This is a genomic window from Caldisericia bacterium (genome assembly GCA_026414995.1).
GTDB lineage: Bacteria > Caldisericota > Caldisericia > B22-G15 > B22-G15 > JAAYUH01.
The window spans coordinates 1-26331 of record JAOAHY010000015.1 but is presented as its reverse complement, the minus strand read 5'-3'; the positions used below and the strand labels follow the sequence as shown (position 1 = coordinate 26331).

Here is a 26331-nt window from a genome sequence, read left to right as displayed (position 1 = left end):
TCATTATAATTAAAGTTGAAATAAAAATCAAAAAGATTTAGAATTAATTAAGGATGTTAAACTATTTGATAGAGTTTTTTAAAGGTTTCAATTTTTGGAATTATTTAATAAGTTTACTTGATATTTTAATTATTACAATAATTTTATATTTTATTATTTCGGCACTCCAAAAAACAAGGGTTTGGCAACTTATACAAGGTTTAGTTATATTTTTTATCTTTGTTTTAATAGCATCAAGAATTTCAAGCATGTTAGGTCTAATCGCTTTAAATTATGTTTTAAGAGGAATTCTATCGATTGGAAGTCTTTTACCTGTTATGATTGTTGTTTTATTTCAACCAGAGATAAGAAAATTTATGGGTTCTCTAGGTAGAAGAAAAATTTTTGGTGAATCATTTGAATTTTTCACTGGTACAGAAGTAAATCCAATCAAAATAATAGATGAGATTGTTAAATCAGTAAAATATTTATCACTTAACAAAATTGGTGCTCTAATTGTAATAAAAAGAAGAGATAATCTTAATGAAGTAATAGAAACAGGAATACCAATTAATTCAGATGTAACATCTGAATTAATCTCAACAATTTTTTACCCAAATTCACCACTACATGATGGAGCGGTTGTTATAGAAGAAGACAAAATTATTGCAGCACGATGCCTTCTTCCACTTTCAGAAAATGAGGCTTTGGAAAAAGAACTTGGAACAAGACATAGAGCAGGGGTTGGAATAACTGAGGTAACAGATGCTATTACAATTATTGTATCAGAGGAAACAGGAATTATATCAATAGCAATTGAGGGAAAAATAACTCGTTATTTATCTGTACTTGAATTAAGAGGTATGCTAATACTTTTATTAAAGAAAGAAAAATCAGGGAGGGTAAAGGTTGGACAGAAATAAAATAACAATTTTTTTAATATCATTTCTGCTTGCATTTGGATTCTGGTTGTATGTTAGTTTAGGAGAGGGGCCAGAAAGCGAAAGGGTTTTTCTTGTACAATTAACATACAGAAATATGCCTCAAGATTTAACGATTCTTGAAGGTTTTGAAAAAGTTGAAATAAAAATTGTTGGATCAAAACAGAGAATTTCAACCTTAAGAGAAAATAATATTATTGCATATGTTGATCTTTCTAATCTTTCAGAGGGCGCCCATAATTTACCTATAAATGTTGAGATACCTTCATTTTTTAAAATAGCAGAAATATATCCTTCTAGAGTAAATATTTATCTTGATAGAGTAATTACAATTGAAAAAAATATAAGAGTTGATTTTATTGGAACGTTAAAACCTGGGCTTATAATAGATGAACCAGAAGTTTCACCAAAAACAATAAAAATAACTGGTCCTTCAAAAAAAATTGACAACATAAGAGATGTATCTGTCACTATAGATTTATCAACAATAAACTCAGATGTAACATTAACAATTATTCCAAAAATAAAAGATGGTCTTGGTAATGAAATTCCAAATTTATCAATAAATCCCTCAATTTTAAAAGTAAATATTAAAGTAAAAACAATTTTATCATCAAAAGTTGTACCAATTGTACCAAAATTTGTTGGTGAAATTTCTGGGGATTATGGAATAGTAAGAGTCTCAATTAAACCATCAATTATGACTATTCTTGGCAAAGTGGAAGTTTTAAATAAAATTGAATCATTAACAACAGAAGATATAAATATAACAAATTTAAAAGAATCTAAAATATTTACAACAAAGGTTGTTGTTCCAGAAGATTTAGAGTTAAAAGAAGAAAATTTAATTACAATTCAAATTATAGTTGAAAGAAAAGTTTCAAAAACTATTAATAATATTAAAATAGACTTATTAAATAAAAATGACAATTTTGAATATATTATGGATCCACAAATTATTAAAATTGAAATTTATGGCTTTGAATCAATTATAAAAGATTTAACTCCATCAGATTTTGTTGCCTCGATTTCTGTTTTAAATTTAGAAGATGGAATTTATGAATTAAAAGTTGAAGTTATCTCAACAAAAGAAAATGTTAATATTTTAAAAATAAATCCAGAAAAAGTTAAATTGATTATCAAAAAAAAGGAGGGGTAAAAACCTATGGAAAACAAGGAGATGATTAAAAAAAGAATAGAAGATCTAAGAAAATTAATAGAATATCATAACTATCGCTATTATGTTCTTGATTCTCCAGAAATTTCAGACGAAGAATACGATAAATTATTTAAAGAATTAGTTGAACTTGAGGAGAAATATCCTGAATTCAAATCAGAGACATCCCCAACAATGAGAGTTGGTGCTCCTCCTCTTAAAGAATTTAAAACAATAAAACATGAAATACCTATGTTATCATTAGATAATGCATTTAATGAGGAAGATTTAATAAATTTTGAAAAAAGAATCAAAAGAATTATTGGTGACATAGAAATTGAATATACAGTTGAACCAAAATTTGATGGATTAAGTATAACACTTTTATATGAAAATGGTGAATTAAAATATGGAGCAACAAGAGGAAATGGATTAGAAGGAGAGGATGTTACTCAGAACTTGCTTACTATAAAAACGATTCCAATTTACATAGAAAATCCACCAAAACTTTTAGAGATTAGAGGAGAAGTTGTTATGTTTAAAAAAGATTTTGAAGAATTAAATTTAGAAAGAGAAAAAAGAGGTGAGCCATTATTTGCAAATCCAAGAAATGCTGCATCTGGTTCTGTTAGACAGTTAGACCCAAAAATAACTAAAGAGAGAAAACTTCAATTTTTTGCATATTATATTGCAAGATCAGAGGGAATTAAATTTGATACACAAGATGAAATTTTAAAATATTTAAAAGAAAAAAAATTTATAATTCCACCTGATTATGAGGTTTGTAAAGGAATAGGAAAAGTAATTGAAAAATGTATTTGGTATGAGAAAAAAAGAGACGATTATCCATTTGATATGGATGGAACAGTGATAAAAGTCAATAAATTAAATTTACATGAAGTTCTTGGTGCAACAACTCATGCTCCAAGATGGGCAATTGCTTATAAATTTCCTGCAGAAGAAAAAGAGACAATAATTGAAGATATTGTAGTTCAAGTAGGAAGAACTGGCAAATTAACTCCTGTCGCAATACTTAAACCAGTTTTTGTTTCAGGTTCTACTGTATCTCGTGCTACTCTTCACAATGAAGATGAAATTAAAAGGTTAGGCGTAAAAATTAAAGATCATGTTATTGTTAGAAAAGCAGGTTCTGTTATACCTGAAGTTGTAAGAGTTTTAAAAGATAAAAGAACTGGTAATGAGATTGATTTTGAATTTCCAAAAGAATGTCCAATTTGTGGAGGAGATGTGATTAGATTTTCAGGAGAAGTAGATTATAGATGCACAAACGCATCTTGTCCTGCTCAAATTAAAGGAAGGATACTTCATTTTGTTTCAAGAGATGCAATGAATATTGAAAATATTGGCGAATCTCTTGTAAATCAACTTGTTGATAAAGGTTTAGTAAAAGATATCGCAGATTTATATTATTTAAAATATGATGATTTAATTAAACTCGAAAGAATGGGACCAACTCTGGCAAACAAAATTTTGAGAAATATTGATGCATCAAAAGATAGACCTTTATCAAGACTTCTATATGGCTTAGGAATCTTTCATGTTGGAAAACATGTGGCACAGTTATTAACTAAAAAATTTAAAAATATTGAAGATTTCTTTAATTTAAAACCAGAAGATTATATGGAAATTGAGGGAATAGGACCAGAAATTGCTCAAAGTTTATATTCTTTCTTTAAAGAAGAAAAAAATATAGAATTAATTCAAAAACTTAAAATTGCGGGAGTAAAAACAAGCGAAATTATTGAAGAGAAAGAGGGAAAACTAAAAGGTTTAAAGTTTATTTTTACTGGCGCACTTGAAAGTATGTCAAGAAAAGAAGCAGAAGATCTAGTAAAATCATTGGGAGGAGAAGTAGCCTCTTCTGTTTCAAAGAATATTAATTATGTTGTTGTTGGTAAGGATCCAGGTTCTAAATTAGAAAAGGCAAAGACATTAGGTTTAAAAATCATTAATGAGGAGGAATTTCTAAAACTTGTTAAAGAATAAATTTATTATAATTATTCTCTTTTTATTATTATTTTTATTTCTTCCAAAAATTATTCTCTCAAAAGAATATGAAAAAATTTATTCTTTTAATGAAAATTTTGAAATAATTTTAGATAAAAATATTATTGTTGATATTAATGGTGATTTTGAAAAGGATTTAACAGGTTTTTATTATAAAAATATAAAAATTTTTTATGAGGATTTTTTAGAATTTGTTGATTTTAAAATTATATATAAAAATATTTTAGAAGGAGATTTTAAATTTAATCCTCAAATAAAACTCGGAGGAGAAACAATTAATATTAAAGAAGACTTTTATTCTCCCTCTGATAATATAATTTTTTATGGAAATTTTAAAAAAGGAAAAGATAAATTTTTATTATTTAAATATTATCCATTTATTTTTGATAATTATACAAATGTATTTAGAATTATAAAAAATTTTGATTTAAAAATAAAATTTAGAGGTGTTTATTATCCACTCACAAATAAAAAGGAATATCAACAAGAAACATATCTAATTATTGGCAAAAATGAACTAAAAGAAACATTAAATTTTTTTATTAAAAAAAGAAGTGATGAAGGTTATAATGTTATATTTAAACCTCTTGAAGAATTTTCAGTTGGAGATATAAGAAATAATATAAGAAATTATTTAAAAGATAATTATAGAAAACTAAATATTAAATACCTTTTACTTATTGGAGGAAGTAGCGATATACCATATTTTAGAGTTTATCCTTATAAAAATAGATTTGTTTTAACTGACTTTTTTTATGGAGAACTTACAAGTGATATTGATTTAGATAAAGATGGAAAACAAGGTGAACCATTTGAAGATAAAATTGATTTTTATTCAGAAATTTTAGTTGGAAGAGTGCCCTCAAATGATAAAAATTTTGTTAAAAATGTTCTTGAAAGAACTCTTTTTTTTGAAACTCTAGAAAATAAAAAAAGTATCCTTTTAGGTGGTGCAATTTGGAATTTTGAAACAACAATATTTCCATTTACAGATGGTGCTCAATCTCTTAAAATAATTTTTGAAGAGACATACAATAAAAAAGATTTTTCCTCAATTTTACTCTCTGAAAGAGAAGGAGTTAAAAAATCTGAATCATCTAATATACCGCTTAATTACGAAAATTTTATTATATACCAAAACGAGTTTAAACCAGGATTAATTTTGTGGCAAGGACATGGTTATATAACTTCAACTTTTAGAAAAATTTGGCTCGAAGATTCAAATAAAAACGGAATATATGAAGAAAATGAGGGGAGAGAAATAAAATTTGTAGATATAGATTCTATAAATTCATTTAACAAAAATTATCCATCAATTGTTTTTATGGGTTCATGTGATAATATGAGAGGAATAGAAAACTCTCTTGCTTATTATTTTATAAAAGATTATTCTGTGTCAGTAATCGCTGCAACAGATACTGCATATTATGGAATAGGATGGAATGGATTTAATGGTGGTTGGCTTCAAAGTTTAATGTACACATTTTCTGACTATTTAAAAGATGGAAATTCAGTTTCTTTTTCACTTTCAAAGGCAAAAGAATTATATTTTGAAAAATTTATTAGCAAAGCCCAAGTAGAAGAAAGTTTTGCAAACATATATGTTTTTAACATTTTTGGACCACCTGAGATAAGTTTAAAATCAGAAAATAAAATTATAAAATCAAATAGTGCAGTTTTAAAAGAAAATGAGATTTTTAAAATTAGTTTTAAAGTAACACAATCAATTTTTAATCTTAAAGGATTAATTGAATTTGATAAGGATTTAATAAAACTTTTTAAAATTGAAAGTAAAAATACATTTAACTACTCTATTATTGATGAGGGAAAATTAATGTTTAAAATTGATAAAATAATTGATAATGAACTTTTTACTTTACTATTTTTTGGCAAAAATTTTGGTGAAACAAAAATAATTTTAAGAGGGTTAGTTATTGATGATAAAAATTTTTATGATTTAATGGAATCAGAAAGAATTGTTATTTTAAAAAGAAATTATATAAAATATGATTTAAATGAAGATGGTAGAGTGGATGGAGTTGATTTAATTGAATTTTCAAAGTCATTTGGGTCGCGTTTTGGTGATAATGATTACATAGATTTTTATGATTTTACAATGGATGGAAGAATAGATGGTTTAGATTTAATTGAATTTTCTATAAATTTTGGAAAGATTTATTAATAATATGAAGGAGGTAAAATGGAAGAAATTTTAAGAAGATTAAAATCAATACCAGGAGTTATTGGAGTTATGATAGTTGAAGCTGATGGTTTACTTATAAATAGTTTAGTTGAAACAAATATAGATCCAGAAGCAATATCTGGTTTATGTGCCTCTATTTTTAGAAATTCAAGATCAATTCTTTCAACAACAAATCTCGGAGATCTTGAGATAGCAATGCTTGAAGCAGACAATGGAAATTTATTTATTAAAAGAGTAGAGGAAGTATTCCTTGCCCTTTTGACAAGAAAAGACATAAATTTGGGCCTTATTAGATTGTCTATAAAAAATGCCTCGAAAGAATTGGTTTCCTTTTTATAAAAGGAGGGAAGATTTATGTTTGAATATAGAGAGATAAGAGCACCTAGAGGAAAAGAATTAAATACAAAAGGGTGGGGACAAGAGGCAGCATTAAGAATGCTTATGAACAATCTTGATCCAGAAGTGGCTGAAAAGCCTGAAGAATTAATAGTTTATGGAGGAACAGGAAAAGCAGCAAGAAATTGGGAAGCATTTTGGAATATTGTTAAAGCCCTAAAAAACCTTGAAAATGATGAAACTCTTTTAATTCAATCTGGCAAACCTGTAGGAGTTTTTAAAACACATGAATTTGCTCCAAGAGTGTTAATATCAAATGCAATGATTGTACCAAAATGGGCTACATGGGATGAATTTAGAAAACTTGAAGCAATGGGATTAACAATGTATGGTCAAATGACAGCAGGAAGTTGGATTTATATTGGAACTCAGGGAATTCTTCAAGGAACTTATGAAACATTTGCACAAGTTGCAAAAAAACATTTCAAAGGAAGTCTTAAAGGTAAATTTATTCTTTCTGCAGGTCTTGGTGGTATGGGAGGTGCACAACCTCTAGCAATTACAATGAATGAAGGTATTTGCATAATTGCAGAAGTTGATAAAAATAGAATTGAAAGAAGAATAAAAACTGGATACCTTGAATATTTTGTTAATACAATTGATGAGGCAATAAAACTAATGGAAGATGCAAAAGAAAAAGGGGTTCCTAGATCAATTGGTGTTTTAACAAATGCTGTGACTCTTTATAAAGAACTTTTAAAAAGAGAAATAATTCCAGATGTTGTAACTGATCAAACATCTGCACATGATGAACTTAATGGATATGTTCCTTATCAAATAGATTATGGAGAAGCACTTAAATTAAGAAAAGAAAAACCAGAAGAATATATCAAATTATCTTATGAATCTATTGTTGAACATGTAAATGCAATGGTTGAATTTCAAAAAAGAGGTTCTGTTGTATTTGATTATGGAAATAATATTAGAGGTCAAGCCTCAAAGGCAGGTTATAAAGAAGCATATTCATTTCCAGGTTTTATTCAAGCATATATAAGACCATTATTTTTTATTGGTAAAGGACCATTCAGATGGGTTGCTCTATCTGGGGATCCAAATGATATTTATGTAACAGATGAAGTTGTTATTAAAGAGTTTAGTTATGATGAACATTTAGTAAGATGGATTAAAATGGCAAGAGAAAAAGTAAAATTTCAAGGACTCCCAGCTAGAATCTGTTGGCTTGGATACGGGGAAAGAGATAGGTTTGGTTTAATAATAAACGATCTTGTAAGAAAAGGAAAAATTTCTGCTCCTATTGTTATAGGAAGAGATCATCTTGACACTGGTTCAGTTGCATCACCAAACAGAGAAACTGAAGGAATGAAAGATGGTTCTGATGCAATTGCTGATTGGCCAATATTAAATGGTCTATTAAACGCAGTATCTGGAGCAACATGGGTTGCAATTCATCATGGTGGAGGAGTTGGTATAGGTTATTCAATTCATGCAGGAATGGTTATTGTTGCAGATGGAACCAATCTTTCAGACAAAAAATTAAAACTTGTTTTAAAATGTGATCCAGGAATTGGAGTTGTAAGACATGCTGATGCGGGTTATGAAGAAGCAATAAAGTTTGCAAAAGAAAAGAATATAAAATTACCAAGCATTAATTTAAATCAATGAATTTTTAATTAATTTAAACCCATAATTAATATAATTTTTTAAAGTTCTTGGATTTTGTTTTATCAAAGTTGTGAAAATATAATTAGGTCTTAAATAAAATTTGATAAGTGCTTTTTTTCTTAAGGTTAGTATTTTTTCTCTTGAAATATATTTAGTTCCACCTATGGGATTTGAAAAATAATTATGACCCTCTATCTCTTCTTTTATTAAATTTTCATTTTTCATAATTTCATATAATTCAGTTCCATAATAAGGTGTTGCAATATGAAATTCAACAAAATCAGACGGAATTTTTAGAGAAAAATTAATTGTTTCTAAAATATCTTCTTCTGTTTCCCAAGGAAAACCAATTATAAAAAATGAATAAACTTTAAACCCTAACTCTTTAGCAAGTTTAACAGCATTTAAATTATCCTTAACAGTTACTCCCTTTTTCATAAGTTTTAAACTTTTTTCGCTTCCAGATTCAAGACCAAAAGCAATTAGATAACACCCTGATTTTTTCATCCAAAGTAACATATCTCTATCGATTGGTTTTGTTCTTGAATTTGCAACCCATTTTATTTTTAAATTTCTTTTAATAATCTCCTTAGAAATTTCAATAACCCAATCTCTATCAATTGTAAAAGTATCGGCCCTTAAAAAGAAATTATCAATTTTATATTTATTAACACATTCTTCAATTTCATCAACAATATTTTTTGGGCTTCTTTTTCTTACAACCTTCCCAGATACTATTGGTGCGAGACAATATATACAACTACCAGGACAACCTCTAGATGTTTGAATAGTTGCAATTGGTTTATCTGTATCTGGGTTTTTATAAAGTTCATTTCTTATTAAATCTCTTGCAGGAAAAGGAAGGGAATCAAGATCTTCTATGAAAGGAGGTGGCTCATTCTTTATCCATACTCCGTTTTTTTTATAAATTAAGCCTTTTACATTCTCAAGATATTTATTATTTTCATAATTTTCTAAAAAATTTTTCAAAACATATTCACTCTCACCATAAAAAGCAAAATCTAAATATTTATAAATTTCCTTATTAAAAGAAGAGACAGGTGCTGTAATAAAATGTGCACCCTCAGCAATTGTCACTATGTTTCTATTTTGTTCTTTTAGATATTTAAAAAATTCTAAATCTTTTTCAATAGTTCCTGTTGTTATACTCATTATTACCATATCAGGGTAAAAATCTCTTATATCTTTCTCAAAATTTCTATCTCTTTCAACAGGATAATCACGAACAATAACTTCCTTATTATATCTTCTTAATATAGAAGCAAGATACAATAGATTATTTGGGGGTCTTAAAGAAATAGCGCTACCACCTTCAACATCTGCTTGACATCTCTCTTCTCCTCTTTGAAATTTACCAACTAGTGGGTTCATCAATAAAACTTTTTTAATCATAAATAAATTATAAGATAATATTTATGAAATTTTATGATAATAAAAAGGAGGGCAAAGGCTCTCCCTCCTTTAGGATTAAATTAAAACTTATTTGTTTAACTTTCTTTTAAGTAAATTACCTAATCTTTTTATTCCCTCTTCAATTTGCTCATGTGTTGGAAGAGAAAAATTAATTCTCATACAGTTATGTATATCTCTATGTGCATAAAAGGAAACACCAATAACATAAGCTATTTTTTCCTCAATTGCTTCATAAAATAATTCTTCAGTGTTTATTACTTTTGGACATGTTACCCAAATAAAAAGACCACCTTCAGGTCTTGTAAATTTCACCTCTTCTGGGAAATATTTCTCCATACTCTCAATCATAATATCTCTTTTCTTTTTATACTCAACTTTTACTTTTTCAAGATACGGTTCCAGATAGCCTCTCTTTAAAAATTCATTAACAATATATTGAGTAATTGAAGGAGAACATAAATCTGCTGCTTGTTTAGCAATAACAATTTTTCTAATAACTTCTGGATCTCCAATAATCCAACCTAATCTTAGACCAGGTGATAAAATTTTAGAAAATGTTCTAAGTGTAACCACATGAGTTCTGTTCATAGAAATTAATGGTGGAATTGGTTCTCCCTCAAATCTCACCTCTCCATATGGATCATCTTCAACTATTGGTATCTGATATTTTTCTGAAATTTCAATTAATTTTTTCCTTCTTTCATATGATAAAGTTACACCAGTTGGATTATGAAAATTTGGTACAGTATAAATAAATTTTGGTTTAATTCTTTTTTTGAATATCAAATCTTTTAAAGCATCTTCAAGTATATCTGTATCCATACCATCTTTATTTATTCTTATATCTACATATTGAGCCTCAAATGCATTAAATGCCTGAAGGGCACCTAAATATGACGGAGATTCAACAATGACTGTATCACCTGGATCAATAAAAATTTTTGCAATTAAATCTAAACCTTGCTGTGAAGCAGTTGTTATAATTAAATTATCTATACCTATATCAACGCCTTCATTTTTCATTCTTGAAACTAATGTCTCTCTTAACTCTTTTAAACCTTCAGTCACTCCATATTGAAGAGCATCTTTTCCATAATTTTTTAAAACATAATCAGTTACTTCATTAATTTGTTCTGCTGGAAAAAGTGTTGGATCTGGAAAACCTCCTGCAAAAGATATAACACCGGGTTGTTTAGCAACTTTGAGAAGTTCTCTTATCTCTGAAGCCCTCATCCCCTTTGCTCTTGTTGCATAAACCTTCTCCCACTCAATGCCAATCTCGTTAGGTGTTACCCCCATAGGTCACCTTCCTTTCAAAGATATTATGATACTTTTGTGCCTATAAAATTTTAACCAATAGATAATAATTTGTCAAGAGTAAATTTTTCTTTTTTAGCATATATTTTTTAAATATTAATAAAAATTGGTGTTATATTTAATATTAATTTATTGACTTGGTATTCTCAAATGTTAAAATTTTTATGTTGATTATTTTATTATTTTAATATTAAAAGGAGGAACATATGAAAAAACAAGTCCCAACAAAATTAAGAAAAGCTGAGTACACATTTGATGCTGAGTGGCTAGAGGGAATGTTACAAGCACCATTAAATGCACCACCAATGAAACCATATTATACTGAAATAACGAGTAAAGAGGGAAATAAATTTGAAGTATTAATAAGACCAATTAAAGAAGAAGAAATTGACCCTGTTTTAAACTTTTTAAAATTAACTCTTGATGCTGAATATGATTTTTATGATATTGTTGGTGCAAGGGTTTTTGCAGAGTTACTTGCTATAAAAAGAAAAAGAATGAAAGATGAATATTTCTTTGTTGGTCTTCACGAAGGAAAACTTCTTGGTATTGCAAATGGAAGACTTATGAATGAAGATATAAACATTTCTCTTCATACAATGACATTTGAAAGACAAATTAATGCTGGTGCAGTTCTATTCTACGCAAAAGCATGGTATGCTTTTGAAATTTGTAATCAACAAGAATTTTGGGCAACTTTTGAAAGTTATAATGGATGGGTTTTAGGTGGACTTAGAATGGCTCTTCCTACTTATCCATGGCCAGATTATCAACATGAACTTGGTGGAGCAAAAATTTATTATTTAACAAAAAAGATGTGGGAAGAAGAAATTAGAGATAATTATCTTCAACAGGTAATGAGAGGTTTCTTTAAAGAGGCTCCAGAAGATCTTATTAAAAGAAACGAAAAGTTAATTGTTCCAGATAAATTAGAAATATAAAAAGTTAAAATTTTGGGGGCTTTATTGCCCCCTTTTTTCATTTTTTATTTCATTTAATATTTCTATTAACCCTTCTTTAAGAGTGAAATCTAAACTACTAATTTTTAATATATCAATTGCCTCATCATAATTTTTCATAATTAAACTTTTTTCTATTTCTTTTATCTTTTCTATATCTGAAAACAAAAAATCTCCATAAATTTTTATTTCTTCAATTATTCTTTTAAATTTCCCTCTTATTATAACTAAACCACTTTTAATTTTTTTAGTATAAATTTCTTCATAATCTTTTTCTAACCCAAATGTCCATTCCCATTTTCCATATTTATCATAATATAGTTTTTTCATCAGATTCATCTCTTTATTACCAATTTTTTTTCTAAAAAAATCTATATTAAACTTTTCTTTAAAAGATTCTAAAAATTTCTCATATGCTTCTTTTATTTTAATTTTTTTATTTAATTCTATTGATATAGTCGTTAATGCATCTTTTAAGTTTGAAAAATTTTTATCAGAAAATTTAGAATTTATAAATTTTAATACTTTTGATAAAAATTCAAGATCTATATCAACAAGAATAGTTCCTGTGAATGATATTGAATCACCTAACTTTATAAGAGAAGAACCAAAGATTTTTTTATCATTAACAACTACATCATTTAAACCTCTTCTTTTACCTTTAATTCCAAATTTATTTAAAAATAAAATTATTAATTCTGAAAACTCGTTATAAGTATCTTCTTCATTTAAATATGATATAAAACTGCCATTTCTATATAGACATGTAAACATAAAACTACCCAAATCTTGATAAACCGTTCCACCTAAATTGTGTCTTCTAATAATATTTACTTTGTTTTTTAAAGCAAAATCAATATTTACTGTATCATATGGATTTTCTAAAAAACCTATAAGCACACTTTTTTTAACTCTTCTTAATCTAAGAGTATTTGGATAACTTTCATCTTCATTCATTATCCTCATCATTGCCTCTTCAAGAGCATAATGTTTAGCTGGGTCAAAAATTTTGTCAATTATTAATCTAAACTTTTCCCCCATAAAATTTACATCTTTCTTTTTTACAATATTTGTTTTCTTCACTAAATTCACAAATTAATCTTTCAGAAATATAAAGATTTATATTAAATATTTTTTTAAAATATTTATCTAAAATTTTTAAACCAATATAAATTGATTCTTTGCAACATCTTGGACCATAACTCTTTGATAACTCTTGAAGGCACTCTCCTGTAGCTTCTAAAATTATTTGTCTCTCTTTATCACTAAGATAGGTTGCTCTTAACAATGTTGAGAGTGTTGCTCCAACACTCATACATACACCGCATACTCCAATAGTTCCACACACTCCATATGAAATAAATGATGTCCTTTTAATTAAAGGTATATTTTTTCTAGTATCCCAATCGTATATTCCTTGATTTTTTAAAGATGTTAAAACTACAGGTCCAAGAACAAAGTGATGCTCTTTTCCAAAAATATTAAATGATGGGTGTTTAAATAATAAATTTAAATTTTTTAAAATATCTTTTTCTTTTGTATAATTTAAAAATTTAATTGTTATATCTTCTTGATTCAAAATTCTACAATCTTCACAAATATAATGCCCATTAGGACATATAAAATATCCTCTTTCTTCTTTGTCGCAATAAATACACTTATAAATTCCTTCTTTTTCTATTAAGTTATTTTTACATATAGCACAATAAAAATTAACTTCCACTTTTTTCAAAATAGTCATCAATCATTTTAATATGCTCTTCAACTATATTTTTCACTTTCTCATAATTTGGAGGATTAGTTGAGGCAATCCAAATCCCATCAATAAAAATTGTTGGTATACCTATTGATTTCAAACTTGCTCTGAAACCAGGTGATGAATCTTCAGGAATAGGTTGACCTTTATAATAAATTCTTATTATCACTTTATCAGGAAATTCCTTACTAACTTCTTCAGCAATTTTTATCATTTCTCTACACTTAAATGTTGGAGGAGATGCAAGATAAAGTTCAATTATAACCTTTGGTTTTTCCATTTTATCTTGAAAAATTAAAGGGCCCCTATTATCGGGGCCCTTTACTTTTTTATTTCATTATATGCCAATAATAATCTGGTTCCTTTTCACCGTTAGCAAGGGCAAGGGCGATTTTTTCTGCTGTTATTGGAAGTGTTTTAATTCTAACTCCAATAGCATCTTCAACTGCATTTGCAATCATTGGAGCAGCAGGAATCATTGGATGTTCACCCATACCTCTTGCACCAAATGGTCCATCAGGTTGAGGAACCTCAACTATTATTGGAACTACTTCATCTGGTATATCAAGAGCTGTTGGTATTTTATAATCAGTAAAGTTTGGATTAAGTATCTTTCCATTTTTATCAAATCTCATGTCTTCATAAAGAGCAGTTGCAAGACCCTGCAAGAGACCACCAATCATTTGATCTTTTACATTAAGAGGGTTAATTGCTTTACCACAATCTATTGCTTCTACTGCCTTAAGTACTCTAACTTTTCCTGTTTCTTTATCAATTTCAATTTTAACAGCAGCAGCACCTACTGTATAATGAACATTTGGATGTCCACCTTGACTTGTTTCAGGGTCACCAAGTGCAGAAGCAAATTCAACAAAGAATTGACCACTTGCAACTATATTTTGTCCAATATAAAAACCATCCTCTTTCATTATTCCATTTATTACAAAGTCTTTAAGATCCAATTCAAAATCTGGTTTTGTATAACACTTTACTTTTCCATTTTCAAGATAAAGTGAGTCCTTATTAAAGTGATAAGCTCTTGAAATAACATCAAATATTTTATCTCTTGCCTCTAATGCTGCTCTTTTAACAGCATTTCCACTTCCCCATGTAACATGTGATGCAACTGTTTGCCAATGATATGGATTTCTATCAGTATCTGGAAGTTCAACTCTTATTTTTTCAATTGGAATTGTAAGAATTTCAGCAACAATTTGTGCAATTGCAGTATGATAACCTTGACCTATTTCCATTCCAGAAACTAAAACATTAACACTTCCATCACCACTAAATTTTATAAATGCAGTAGTTGAAACATTTGGAGGCATTGCTGGTGCTTTCCAGAAAATTGCGAAACCTTTGCCTATTGCTTTTTTAGGATCTTTTGATTCCTCTTTCTTATCCCATTCAATTTCCTCTGCAACTCTATCAATTGCTAAAAGTAAACCATTTGGATTCATTGGTGCTCCATATGCAAGAGAATCTCCTTCTTTTATTGCATTCTTTCTTCTAAATTCAACAGGATCCATTCCAATTGCTTTTGCAATCCTAGTCATATGAGATTCAACAGAGAAAAGCATTTCAGAATATCCAAATCCTCTATAAGGGCCTGCTGCTGGAAGGTTAGTGTATATACAATAAGAATCTATTTTGACATTTGGAATTCTATATGGACCTGTTGCTGACAAACCTGATGCATTAACTACATTTGCACCATATTCAACATAAGGTCCAGCATCCCAATAATTTTCAATTTGAAATGCAGTTATAGTTCCATCTTTTTTAACTCCAACTTTTATTTTTGAAACAACTTGCTGCCTCATATATGTATTGTAGAATTCTTGATCTCTCCTCCATCTAACTTTTACTGGATTACCTTTACAAGCTACTGCAAGTGCAGCAGCGATAACCTCCATTGTAACTCCTGCCTTGCCTCCAAAACCACCACCAACATATGGTGTTATAACTCTTACATCTTTTTCTGTAATGCCTAGAGGAGATAATGCATCAGCTATTAGAGTCTTTTGAACATGTGGTGATTGAGATGAATTCCATAAAGTTAATCTTCCTGAAAGGTCATAATAAGCTACTGATATATGTGTTTCCATACAACAATGTGCATATCTTGGAATTTTATAAGTATCTTCAAAAACATAATCTGCTTCTTTAAATCCTTTTTCTATATCTCCTTTCCTTACTTTTCTATGATGTGCTATATTTGATCCACCCTTTGGGAAAAACCATGGAACATGTGTATATTGACCAAGTTCAGGATGAATTATAGGCGCTCCTTCTTTTATTGCTTCAAGGGGATCAAAAACAGCTGGAAGAGGTTCATATTCAACTTTAACTAGCTTTGCTGCTTTTTGTGCAATCTTTGGATCCCTTGCAACAACTGCTGCAACCTGTTCACCTACGAATCTTACTCTATCTTGTGCAAAAATGTATCTATCTTTCATATAAAGTCCAAATTTATATGGAAAGTCTTTTCCTGTAACAACTTTTACAACACCTTCAACTTTTTCAGCTTCACTTGTATCAATTTTTTTGATTAAAGCATGGGGATATGGTGATTCAATTATCTCTGCATAGAGAAGATTTGGACCAAAATCAAGATCATCAACATATTTTGCAGCACCAGTTACTTTTTCTTTTTCATCGATTCTTGATATTTCTTTTCCAACAAATTTTAATTCTTCCATCTTTAACCTCCTCTATTTTTTACATAATCAATAACTGCTCTTATTATTGGTACATATCCTGTACATCTACATAAATTTCCAGAAATAGCTTCTTTGACATCCTCCTCACTAGGATAAGGATTTTTATTTAAAAATTCATCAAGAGCAACAATTATGCCTGGAGCGCAGAAACCACATTGAAAAGAGCTATGCTTTATAAAATATTTTTGAAGTTCTGTTAATCCCTCTTTGGAAATTCCTTCGAGAGTTTTGACTTCCTGTCCATCTACTTCAACTGCAAGAACAAGACAACTCCTAACTGATTTTCCATTTACTAAAACAGTACATGTACCACAATCTCCTCTTCCACAACCATATTTCGGTGTTTTATCTCCAAGTTTATCTCTTAAAATGTCCAACAAAAGATCATTTGGTTCAACATAAACACTTCTCTTTTCACCATTCAAAATAAATGATATTTTTTTCATTTTATCCTCCTAAATTAATCTTTCACCATACTTTGGACCTTTACCATTTAATCTATCAACTGCTGCCCTAAGTCCTCTCTCAAGCATAACTTTTGCCATGTGGGTTCTATACTCTTTTGTTGCTCTTATATCTGTTATTGGAGAAATTTCCTCAACGATTAATCTTTTAGCTTCTTGAATTAAGGAATCATTAAGTTCTAATCCATTTAGAAGTTGTTCAACTTTTATAGCTCTTGCTGAAACTGGTCCAACAGCACAATGAGCAACTCTATATTCATTACCTTCAAGAACTAAAACACCTATTCCAACTTGGGCAAGGTCTTCACCATTATATCTACCAAGTTTTACATATGCTCCACCATTTTTTTTCTTTGGAAGAGGAACCAAGACACCGTATACAAATTCTTCTTCTTTTAAAATTGTTTTTCTAGGACCAATAAAGAATTCATTAATTTTAACTTTTCTTTCGCCGTTTTTGCTTTTTAATATTACTTCTGCTTCATAAATTAAAAGTGCAGGACCTGAGTCAAGAGAGGGAACAGCAGAACAAATATTACCAACAAGTGTAGCTCTGTTTCTAATAGCAGTTGAAGCAACACTTTTTGCAGATTCCCATAAGAGTGGAAATTTCTCGAAAACTTCTTTTGAATCAATCAATTCATTAAATGTAACACATGCTCCAATAAATAGATTATTACCATCAAATTTTAATGCTTTTAACTCATCAATTCCTTTAATATCTATAACAACTTCAGGAAATTCAAAACCATCTTTTATTCTTACAATAAGATCTGTCCCTCCAGATAAAATTCTTGCCTTTGATCTATATTGATACAAAATTTCAACTAATTCATCTATGCTTTTTGGTTTTAAATATTCAAATTCATGTGAGATAACTCCTGACATATCTCCTCCTCTTAAAAATAAAAAAGGCGGAAGGTATTTTTCCTTCCGCCTAAAAAGTTTTTAATTATTTCATTCTCCAAGCTATAAATCTACCCCACATTGATTCAGCTTCCATTGCTTTTGCTAAGAAACAACCAAGATAATATCTTCCACTTGGAAGATGAGCAATATCTCCTGCAAGGTTTTCAGCATGAACAAGATGTTTTGGGAAGAGTTTAAGGTGCATTACTTGGTAGAATTCATCTAGAGGATACATTTGATCCCAATCTTTTCCAAATTGTTCTATTAATTTTCTATTTGCCTCTTCAAATGTTTTTGGATGCCATATTCTCATAATTGTATTCATAGGATGATCTGCACTCACAGCATCTACTCCAATCCATTTTATATTCATATCAAGAGCCCATTGAGCAAAATCAGGAGATGGTCCAGGGTGTCTTACCATATATTTAAATTCATCTGAATCTGGTGAATTCCATCCATATTTATGCCATCCTGTCTTAATAATGAGAATGTCTCCTGGTCTTATATCAACAACTTTCTTTATCATTTCTGGTGTGTAAACACTAACATCACTTACCATATCTGAAATATCTGCAATAACTCCTGGCCCAACCCACTCTTCAAGTGGTGTTTCGCCTATTGTTCTTCCTGCTGGATAAAAATGTTTTTCTCCATCCATGTGTGTTGCAAGATGAATACTTGCGTTGCAAATTGAAGTGTTTCTTCCTAATCCGAATTGTTGTTGACCAACTCTTTTGAAGAATCTAACTGATAGTGGTTCATAATTCAACCACTGTGGAGTTCTAACTGAAAATGGAATTGTTAAATCATATTGCTCCATCTCATCCATCATCTTGATAAATTCTTCATTATCCATTTCTTCTGGTGCTTGATATGCAGCAACTCTTGCCCAAGAAGCTTCTGTTTCCATAAAAGGAATAACGCCAGCAAATATCCAGGCTCTCTGGTTAAGAAGTTTTTCTACATCTCCACCAATACTTTCAATAAAAACAAGATGAGATTTTGGAACTTTTATATGCATTAACTTATAATATTCATCAGGAGGAAACATCTCATCCCACTCTTTGCCCCACTCTTTCCTTAGTTTTGTTTTTGCTTTTTCAAATTCGCCTGCATGCCAATATCTAATTGGAGTATTCATTGGATGTTCGATACAACCAGCATCTATTCCAACCCATTTTAGTTTCATTTTCATTGCCCATTCAAAGAATTCCATATTTGGACCTGGATGCCTTACAAGATAACCAAATTCAGAAGAGGTTGGTTTTTCCCATGAATATTTGCTATAACCAGTATAAATTATTAAAATGTCACCTTCTCTAACATTGACTTTTTTAGTAATCATTTCAGGAGTTATAATGCTATAATCAGAAACCATATCTGAGATATCCACAACTACTCCAGGACCAGAAAGTTCTTTAAGAGGGATGTCTGAAATTGCTCTTCCTCCTGAATGATATGCAGTTTCTCCAACTAAATGTGTTCCAGTGGTATTACTCCAATTTAAAATCTGACCATTTGCTCCTTGACCTCCTCCATAAGCACCTGTAACTCTTTTAAAGAAATGAACCTCAAGTGCCTTATCATGAGGCCATGGTGGTGTAAAAATGCTTAATGGTTGTGTTAAATCAAACAATTTTGCTTTGCTTAAAGTTTCAATAAATTTTTCGTTGTTCATAAAATACCTCCTTTTTATTAAATTTTTTTATTTTAACCAGCATATTTCTTTGCAAATGCAATTAGTGCCTTCTTGAAGCACTCCATTGGTGCATCAAGAAGACCTGCTCCTACTTGCCCCACACCAGGATCTTTGTGCGCAACACCTGTATCAATAAATGGAGTTAAATTTTTCTCAACAACTTTTCTTATATCAATGCCAGTAGGAGTTCCTCTAAAATCAAAATATGGAATTTGATATGTATTATTTTCTCCAATTGTTATCTCATACATTTCAAGATTTTTCTTTATAGCAAGTTGTGTTGTACCACCAACAAATTTTATAATTGCAGGTGCTGCTGCAATAGCAAGACCACCAATTCCAATTGTTTCCATAATTGAACTATCACCCATATCTCTACCAACATCTTCCTTTTTAAACCCAGGGAAAAGTAGTACATCTGGGACTGGAGATTCACATGTAAACCATTCTTTACCCATTCCTGAAACTCTTATTCCCCAGTCAGTTCCATTTCTTGACATAACTGTTACCATTGTGCTTCCTTCAATTCCTTCACATGGCTCTATACTTGCTTTACAACTTGCCATAATAAAAGGAAGATATGCATGTATATTTTGTTGTATAAATGTTATTGAATCATTAGTATTCTTTAAATCTTCCATTGTTGCAAGAAGATAAGGTACAAGTTTTGAAAAAAGAAGGTAAGATGCTGCTCTTGTTCTATTATGAAGTTCATCACCCATTGTGAGAGCTTCAGCATTAATTGGTTTTAATTCTATTTTACCTGCTTTTCTTATTGCTTTTTGCATAACTGGGAAAAACACATTTTCCATCCATTTTAACCTTGCAATTACATCTTCTGAATATGCGCCCATTCTTAAAACCTTACCAATACCTTCACTGAAATTACAATATGCTCTATTACCAAACGCTTCATTTTCAATTACCATAACTGGCATAGAAGGTGAGATAATTCCAGCCATTGGAGCAACTGAACTATGATGATGATTTGGTTCAAAAATAATTTCTCCTGATGCAGCTAAATTTTCTGCCTCTTCCGGATTTTTCGCTAAACCTTCATAAATTAATGCACCTATTACAGCTCCTTTCATTGCTCCACACATTCTATCCCAAGTTATTGGTGGACCTGCATGAAGAAGCATATTCTTTTTCATTCCAGGTATTACATCAATAGCTCTTTGTACATCAACCCATACTGGCTGAGCATCAAGAAGTCTTTTTAATGCCTCTTGATTTGCTTTTTCAATGTCAATCATTTAATACCTCCTTTAATTTTATATTATGGTTCAATTGCAATAATTCTACATTGAGATGATTCAAACTCCATCCCTTTTAATGGAAAACATCCAATCCAAACTCTTTTATTTTTAACTTTATCAATATCTCCTCCTAAATTTTCTGCATGAACAAGTCCTTTTGGAAATAGTTTTAAATGCATTATTTGATAATATTCTTCAGGAGGAAACATCTCATCCCAACTTTTTCCATATTTTTCCCTTAATTTTTTCTCTGCTTCAATAAAAGCTTTTGGATGCCACTGTCTTATTATTGTATTCATTGGATGATCTGCACTTCCACAATCAACACCAATCCACTTGAATTTCATTTTTAAAGCCCATTCATCAAATCCAGGTCCTGGTCCTGGATGTTTAACAAAATATCTTACTTCGTCTGCTTCAGGTTCATACCAAGCATATCTATGATAACCAGTGTTAATAATCAATATATCACCTTGTCTAATTTCAACCTTTTTTTCTAACATTTCTGGAAAATATAGATCATAATCACCAACTTCATCAGAAATATCAACAACAACTCCTGGACCTATCCACTCTTCAATTGGTACTTCACCAATAGATCTACCATGTCCATAAAAATGAATTTCACCATCAATATGTGTGCCAACATGGTGACTCATTGTTATTATTTGCCCGTTAGCTCCTTGTCCCATATGAGCTCCAGCTATTCTTTTAAAATATTGAACTGAAAGTGGAACATAACTTGGCCAAGGAGGTGTGTGAACACTCAAAGGTTGAGTTAAATCATAAATCTTTGCTTTCCCCATCAATTCTAAAAATTCGTTTATATTCATAAATTCCTCCTATTTACCTAAATTCATAAGTTTTTTAAGTGCTTCAAGAGCCTCCTCATCTCCTCCTGCAGGAGGACTCCAATCAACTTGAATTACTTTAAAACCTGTTTGCTCTAAACTCTCTTTAAAAGAGAGAAGTCCAACATTTATAACCTTTAATTCTTTTTTAAATAAATCACTTACTGCCATTTTTAGCCTCCTATTTTCTTTAAAATATAACCTGCTAATTTTGCAGCAGAAGCATTTGATTCAAAAACAATTGCTCCTGTATCTTTTAGTCCTTCAATTAAATCTTTTTTGTTTTGAGGGTCTTTATCAGTTCCGCAAACAGTTATTATAAATATTGCATTTGATTTTTTCATTGCTTCTTTAAGAGCTGGTACCTGATCCTCTTTAGGTTTTGGATTTGAACCATATCCTATAACTATATCAAGATAAAATATTGCAACATCTTTTAAACTACTCTCTTCTATTAATCTTTTATTTCTTAAACTAAAATCAATCATTGGATGAGGTCTTCCTACAGTAAATTCATCTTCACCAAAATCTATAACTGTATGTCCCTCACTTATCCAAGAATCTTTTATTCTATAATTCTCATCAACAGGAGCATTTGAATTTACATAACCAATAAAATCTTTTAATATTAACTGAGTTTCATAAGTAAGAGTTCCTCCTTGGAAGAAACCTCTAAAATATTTTTGCTCCGGTTTTAATCTTTTAGCTAACTCTTCTGCTAATTTTTTTATTTCTTCTTCTTTTTCATCTAATTTTTTCTTAAATGTATCCATTGGTATTCCTTTTGAGATACTCAATGCTAGAAGTGCTCCTTCTTCAAGAGTTGAAGCAGGTATTGCACCAATTGATTTAACTAATTCAGGTTCTGCCCCTAATAAAATTCCAACAATTGGTTTTTTAATATCTTTTGTAATTTTACCGATTTTCTCTAACACTTCAGGATGTGGAGGCTTTGAAACTAGAACTATAACTTTTGTTTCAGGATCATCTCTTAATGCTTCAATGCCCTTAATAAATGATAAACCTCCATACTCCTTTTTAACATCAATTCCACCAGTTCCAATCCCTTGTGAAATTCCTCCACCATTATTTGAAATAATACAACTAACCTCTTGAAGACCAGTTCCAGCAGCAGATACTATTCCAATATCCCCTCTATTTACAACATTTGCAAAACCAAGTGGAGCACCATTTATAATTGCAGTTCCACAATCTGGACCCATAACAAGTAGATCATGTTCGAAACCATATTTTTTAACCTCTATTGCTTTATCTTTTGGAACATTGTCTGAAAAAATCATAACATGTAGACCTCTTTTAAGAGCATCCATTGCAACATCTGCTGCATATCTGCCAGCAACTGAAATTAAACATAAATTTGCATCAGGCATAATTTGAAGTGCACCTTCAATGCTTTTTGGTAAAAATTCTGCTCCTTGAGAAACTTTTTCTTTACTTTTTTTTAGCATTTCAACTATTTTATTAACTCCATCTTCAGCAATTTTTTCATTTTCACCTTTTACAACAATAAGTAAATCTGAGTCTTTTGCTTCTTTAAATTCAGGAAGAAGCATTCCTGAAGCATCAAGTATTGATTTATTTTCTTTTGTTCCCATAACAACAGCTGCTTCAATAATACCTGGAAGTGATGAGGCGTCTCTTGAAACAAGCATAAGGGTTACAGAATCATAATATTCTCCACTTTTAATTAAACCTTTTACATACATCTTCTCCTCCTTTTTTTAATGCAAAAATTAGACCCACACAAAAATCTACTCCAGAAGTTTCTCCTATCTGGAGTATTTTTGTAGTACTCTCTAATAATTGACTCTCGTTCCCAAAAAACAAAGAAATGATCAAATTTTTTGTTTTTTCAAAAAACATTCCTTCGCTCGCAAAATATAAAAAGTTATTAGAAATCAAATTATCGCTCTTTGCAGTCTCATAAATTAATTTTTTAATATTTTGAAATTTTTTTCTTTGAATTATCTCAAATATATTAATTCCAACAAGAAATCCATAAATAAAATCATCTCCACTTGGTGTTAATCCTATTCCAACACCTTTAATTTCATTAATTCCATTTATTAAATTACCACTAATAATTTTTTCTATACCATTTTTAATTTTGAAAATAAATTTATTAGATAAAACATCATTTTCATAAAAATTGAATCCCAATAAAGGAGAAAGACCCTTTCCATTAGAAAATATTTTTACATAATTTTCAAATAGATTTATGTTATTATAAAGTTTTTCTATATTAAATTCATCAATTTTTAATTTAGATTCATAAATTTTCGAATTATCAATCTCAAATTTAAACTCTTCAAAAATGATTAATTCCCTTTTTTTATTAATGCAGTGAATGTTTCTAAAAATTGATATATCATTAGAAATTATATTTGTTGGGCCTCTTCCAATAAAAGTATTTCCTATAGTTAAAATTTTATCTCCTTTATAAAAATTTATAGAGTTATTAAAAGAAGAATGTAATAGATATTCACCATCCTCAATACAATCACCAATACTAATAATATTAAATTTTTTTTCTAAACAATTTACTAAAATCAAAATAACCTCTCTTTATTTAATATGCATTATTCCTAATGCGCTTTTTTCATGGTTTGTTATTGGGTAAAAAGCTGAGTCACCAAAAATTCCAACACAAATCCATTTTCCGTCTGATACTACAGAAACTTTTAAAGAAAGAGAAGAATCAAGTGATTCACTGTGAATTATTGAATTTAGTGCCTCAAGAGATGCATGAAGTAAAGCATGCACTTCAGGTGTTGTTTTATTAATAACATTACAATTTAATGCAGCCCCTAAAATTGCTGGTGCAAATTTTCTTCTTATTTCTGAAGCAAAACCTGCCACTCTTGTCACTCCAACTTTGTAATTTGTAGACTCAATAATTTTTTTCTTTATCTCATTTTCTTCTTCATCTGAAGACATTGATAGAAGTAGAGCAACTTTACCTATTCTATCTAATTCCATTTTAAACTCAATTTCTCTTCTCTCTTTTTTCTCCATACTCTTCTCCTTTACAATTTTATTATATTATTAATCGTTTAATTGTCAACAATTTAATATAAATTTTCTTCGCTTACAATTTCTCTTCTGATATTAAAAAATTTATCTAATACTAAGTTTTCTTTTATCCCTTTAACCCAAATTTCTGGATGTGGAATAGAAAAGGCAGCTCTATCTATTTCTCCATTTTCATTTTCAAAATAAAATGCAAGACACTCCTTTTCAAGAAGTTCCCCTTTATGGTGATCTGTTATTGCTATTGAAAAAATTTTGCCTTTTGGAATATAAATCTCTTTTTTATCAAAACTACCAATATAAAAGAGACCATCCTTTAGCAAAATCATGAAACCCTCAGAATTTAATAGTTTACCTTTCTCCGATTCTTTACCAAAATATTTAACTCCAAATGTTTTTAATAAAATATCATTTTCATTAAATCTCGATAAAATTTTTTTATAATCCTTTTGCTTTAACCAATTATAAAAAACAATTCCAAATAAAAAAATTCCAGCAATTAAATAATGAGAAAAATTAAGATTCTTCATCTTTAACTAATTTAATTTTATCAATTTTCCCTAACATATAAATGAGTTTTCTGTAAGCATAATTATATCTATAACCTCTCTTTAGATTTAGTGCTTTTAATATGTCTTTTGCAATATTTTCATCGCTCCATCCTTTTTCTTTAAGTTTTTTAATTTTTTTAATATTAAGTCTAATTATTTCTTCAAATCCTTTAGTTTCAATTAACATTGAATAATAAAAGCTCATAAAAAGAACAGTAGCGCCACTCAATAGAGCAGCAAAAATGTCTACCCAAATATTATCGGTAAATTTTCTAAATGGTGATTTATCTGTTCCAGCAGTAAAAATAAAAAATACTGTTAGAATTGAAAAAAATATCATAAAAAATGTGAATACCCCTTGACCTTTTTTATCCAATTTTACCTCCTAAAAATAAAAAGGGCAGGGTATTATCCCTGCCCATTATAAACTTATTAACCCTATTGTTGAGATGCTTCAAAACCAGCAAGTTTTCTTTCTTCACCCTCTTTCATCTTTGCCCATTCAGCTTCTGCTTTTTGCCATGCTTCTTCTGTAGCTTCTCTCTCCCAATATCCAAATCCTCTCTCTTCTCTTGTTGCACCAGGAAGTAGATTATCAAGTAAAATACCTATAATTGCAGAAACAGCCATTGGAGTTGAAAGAATTGTAAATATAATTAATCCTAAAACAACACCAAAACTTGCTCCTTGTTCAGCTAGTTTTTTAGAAAAACTATCTCTTATTGATGAGAATGCTGCTGGGAATGATAGACCTCCAAAGAGAGATAATCCTAAAATAAATAGATTTCTTGAATTATTAAGGTTAACATATTGAAGGTTATTTAATCCTACTGCTGAAATTAAACCAAATAGACCAACATACATTGCTCCAACTACTGGTTGTGGAAGTGAAGCGAAAACTGCGAAAAGTTTTCCAATTAAAGGAAGAACAATCATTATTATCGCACCTGCTCTTATAACTCTACGAGCAGCAACTCTTGTTAATCCGATTGCACCAATATTTTCAGAGTATGATGTTGAACCATTTCC

Annotated in this window: 25 protein-coding genes; 7 read left to right on the top strand and 18 right to left on the bottom strand. The window is 29.5% G+C overall.

Going from position 1 to position 26331, the window contains the following annotated elements; genetic code table 11:
- The first annotated feature begins 65 nt into the window (after positions 1 to 65).
- From cdaA to hutU, 6 genes are read left to right on the top strand one after another with little or no spacing between them, the layout of a single operon-like run.
- Positions 66 to 902, top strand: coding sequence for a diadenylate cyclase CdaA (gene cdaA / locus N3D74_05530; GenBank protein ID MCX8095628.1), 837 nt, complete (start codon positions 66 to 68; stop codon positions 900 to 902).
- Positions 889 to 2079, top strand: a complete 1191-nt coding sequence (locus tag N3D74_05525) for a CdaR family protein (GenBank protein ID MCX8095627.1) — start codon at positions 889 to 891, stop codon at positions 2077 to 2079. The genes cdaA and N3D74_05525 overlap by 14 nt, the downstream gene beginning before the upstream one ends.
- A gap of 6 nt (positions 2080 to 2085) precedes the next feature.
- Positions 2086 to 4083 carry an NAD-dependent DNA ligase LigA gene (gene ligA, locus N3D74_05520; protein MCX8095626.1) on the top strand — a complete coding sequence of 666 codons (1998 nt, stop codon included), beginning with the start codon at positions 2086 to 2088 and terminating at the stop codon, positions 4081 to 4083.
- The gene (locus N3D74_05515; protein MCX8095625.1) at positions 4070 to 6286 is read left to right on the top strand and encodes a C25 family cysteine peptidase; all 2217 of its coding nucleotides are present in this window, start codon (positions 4070 to 4072) and stop codon (positions 6284 to 6286) included. Before ligA ends, N3D74_05515 begins: the two co-directional genes overlap by 14 nt.
- An 18-nt stretch (positions 6287 to 6304) precedes the next feature.
- The gene (locus N3D74_05510; protein ID MCX8095624.1) at positions 6305 to 6646 is read left to right on the top strand and encodes a roadblock/LC7 domain-containing protein; all 342 of its coding nucleotides are present in this window, start codon (positions 6305 to 6307) and stop codon (positions 6644 to 6646) included.
- 15 nt (positions 6647 to 6661) lie between these two features.
- On the top strand, positions 6662 to 8326 hold the full coding sequence (gene hutU / locus N3D74_05505; GenBank protein MCX8095623.1) for a urocanate hydratase: 1665 nt from the start codon (positions 6662 to 6664) through the stop codon (positions 8324 to 8326).
- Here the strand turns inward: hutU and N3D74_05500 are convergent.
- Both N3D74_05500 and N3D74_05495 read right to left on the bottom strand, forming a co-directional pair.
- Positions 8315 to 9739: a B12-binding domain-containing radical SAM protein gene (locus N3D74_05500; protein MCX8095622.1), complete on the bottom strand. Its 1425-nt coding sequence runs from the start codon at positions 9737 to 9739 to the stop codon at positions 8315 to 8317. The genes hutU and N3D74_05500 overlap by 12 nt on opposite strands.
- An 87-nt stretch (positions 9740 to 9826) precedes the next feature.
- Complete coding sequence (locus tag N3D74_05495) at positions 9827 to 11059, bottom strand: PLP-dependent aminotransferase family protein (GenBank protein ID MCX8095621.1); 1233 nt, start codon at positions 11057 to 11059, stop codon at positions 9827 to 9829.
- Between the two features lie 224 nt (positions 11060 to 11283).
- Between N3D74_05495 and N3D74_05490 the strand changes: the two genes are divergently transcribed.
- Positions 11284 to 12018: an N-acetyltransferase gene (locus N3D74_05490; GenBank protein ID MCX8095620.1), complete on the top strand. Its 735-nt coding sequence runs from the start codon at positions 11284 to 11286 to the stop codon at positions 12016 to 12018.
- 21 nt (positions 12019 to 12039) lie between these two features.
- On the opposite strand, the gene N3D74_05485 is transcribed toward N3D74_05490, so the two are convergent.
- The 16 genes from N3D74_05485 to N3D74_05410 all read right to left on the bottom strand — a co-directional run.
- Entirely contained in the window at positions 12040 to 13119 is a 1080-nt protein-coding gene (locus N3D74_05485) for a lipoate--protein ligase family protein (GenBank protein MCX8095619.1), read from the bottom strand.
- A complete protein-coding gene (locus tag N3D74_05480) occupies positions 13061 to 13759 on the bottom strand; it encodes a DUF5714 domain-containing protein (GenBank protein ID MCX8095618.1) in 699 nt (232 codons plus the stop codon). Before N3D74_05480 ends, N3D74_05485 begins: the two co-directional genes overlap by 59 nt.
- Complete coding sequence (locus tag N3D74_05475; protein MCX8095617.1) at positions 13749 to 14072, bottom strand: hypothetical protein; 324 nt, start codon at positions 14070 to 14072, stop codon at positions 13749 to 13751. The genes N3D74_05480 and N3D74_05475 overlap by 11 nt, the downstream gene beginning before the upstream one ends.
- A gap of 49 nt (positions 14073 to 14121) precedes the next feature.
- Positions 14122 to 16494 carry a molybdopterin-dependent oxidoreductase gene (locus N3D74_05470; GenBank protein MCX8095616.1) on the bottom strand — a complete coding sequence of 791 codons (2373 nt, stop codon included), beginning with the start codon at positions 16492 to 16494 and terminating at the stop codon, positions 14122 to 14124.
- 2 nt (positions 16495 to 16496) lie between these two features.
- Complete coding sequence (locus N3D74_05465) at positions 16497 to 16961, bottom strand: (2Fe-2S)-binding protein (protein MCX8095615.1); 465 nt, start codon at positions 16959 to 16961, stop codon at positions 16497 to 16499.
- A 9-nt stretch (positions 16962 to 16970) separates the two neighbouring features.
- A complete protein-coding gene (locus N3D74_05460; protein ID MCX8095614.1) occupies positions 16971 to 17867 on the bottom strand; it encodes a xanthine dehydrogenase family protein subunit M in 897 nt (298 codons plus the stop codon).
- Between the two features lie 64 nt (positions 17868 to 17931).
- Complete coding sequence (locus tag N3D74_05455) at positions 17932 to 19569, bottom strand: cyclase family protein (protein ID MCX8095613.1); 1638 nt, start codon at positions 19567 to 19569, stop codon at positions 17932 to 17934.
- 32 nt (positions 19570 to 19601) lie between these two features.
- Positions 19602 to 20846, bottom strand: a complete 1245-nt coding sequence (locus N3D74_05450) for a DUF1116 domain-containing protein (protein ID MCX8095612.1) — start codon at positions 20844 to 20846, stop codon at positions 19602 to 19604.
- 23 nt (positions 20847 to 20869) lie between these two features.
- Complete coding sequence (locus tag N3D74_05445) at positions 20870 to 21682, bottom strand: cyclase family protein (GenBank protein ID MCX8095611.1); 813 nt, start codon at positions 21680 to 21682, stop codon at positions 20870 to 20872.
- A 9-nt stretch (positions 21683 to 21691) separates the two neighbouring features.
- On the bottom strand, positions 21692 to 21871 hold the full coding sequence (locus N3D74_05440; GenBank protein MCX8095610.1) for a fdrA domain protein: 180 nt from the start codon (positions 21869 to 21871) through the stop codon (positions 21692 to 21694).
- 2 nt (positions 21872 to 21873) lie between these two features.
- Positions 21874 to 23427, bottom strand: a complete 1554-nt coding sequence (gene fdrA, locus N3D74_05435) for an acyl-CoA synthetase FdrA (GenBank protein MCX8095609.1) — start codon at positions 23425 to 23427, stop codon at positions 21874 to 21876.
- Positions 23405 to 24274 carry a DUF2877 domain-containing protein gene (locus tag N3D74_05430; protein MCX8095608.1) on the bottom strand — a complete coding sequence of 290 codons (870 nt, stop codon included), beginning with the start codon at positions 24272 to 24274 and terminating at the stop codon, positions 23405 to 23407. Before N3D74_05430 ends, fdrA begins: the two co-directional genes overlap by 23 nt.
- Positions 24275 to 24286: 12 nt before the next feature.
- Positions 24287 to 24736: a HutP family protein gene (locus tag N3D74_05425; protein MCX8095607.1), complete on the bottom strand. Its 450-nt coding sequence runs from the start codon at positions 24734 to 24736 to the stop codon at positions 24287 to 24289.
- A gap of 53 nt (positions 24737 to 24789) precedes the next feature.
- Positions 24790 to 25281 carry a hypothetical protein gene (locus tag N3D74_05420; protein MCX8095606.1) on the bottom strand — a complete coding sequence of 164 codons (492 nt, stop codon included), beginning with the start codon at positions 25279 to 25281 and terminating at the stop codon, positions 24790 to 24792.
- Positions 25268 to 25678, bottom strand: coding sequence for a hypothetical protein (locus tag N3D74_05415; protein ID MCX8095605.1), 411 nt, complete (start codon positions 25676 to 25678; stop codon positions 25268 to 25270). Before N3D74_05415 ends, N3D74_05420 begins: the two co-directional genes overlap by 14 nt.
- A 62-nt stretch (positions 25679 to 25740) precedes the next feature.
- A partial coding sequence (locus tag N3D74_05410; protein ID MCX8095604.1) for a xanthine permease occupies positions 25741 to 26331 on the bottom strand: 591 nt, incomplete at its 5' end.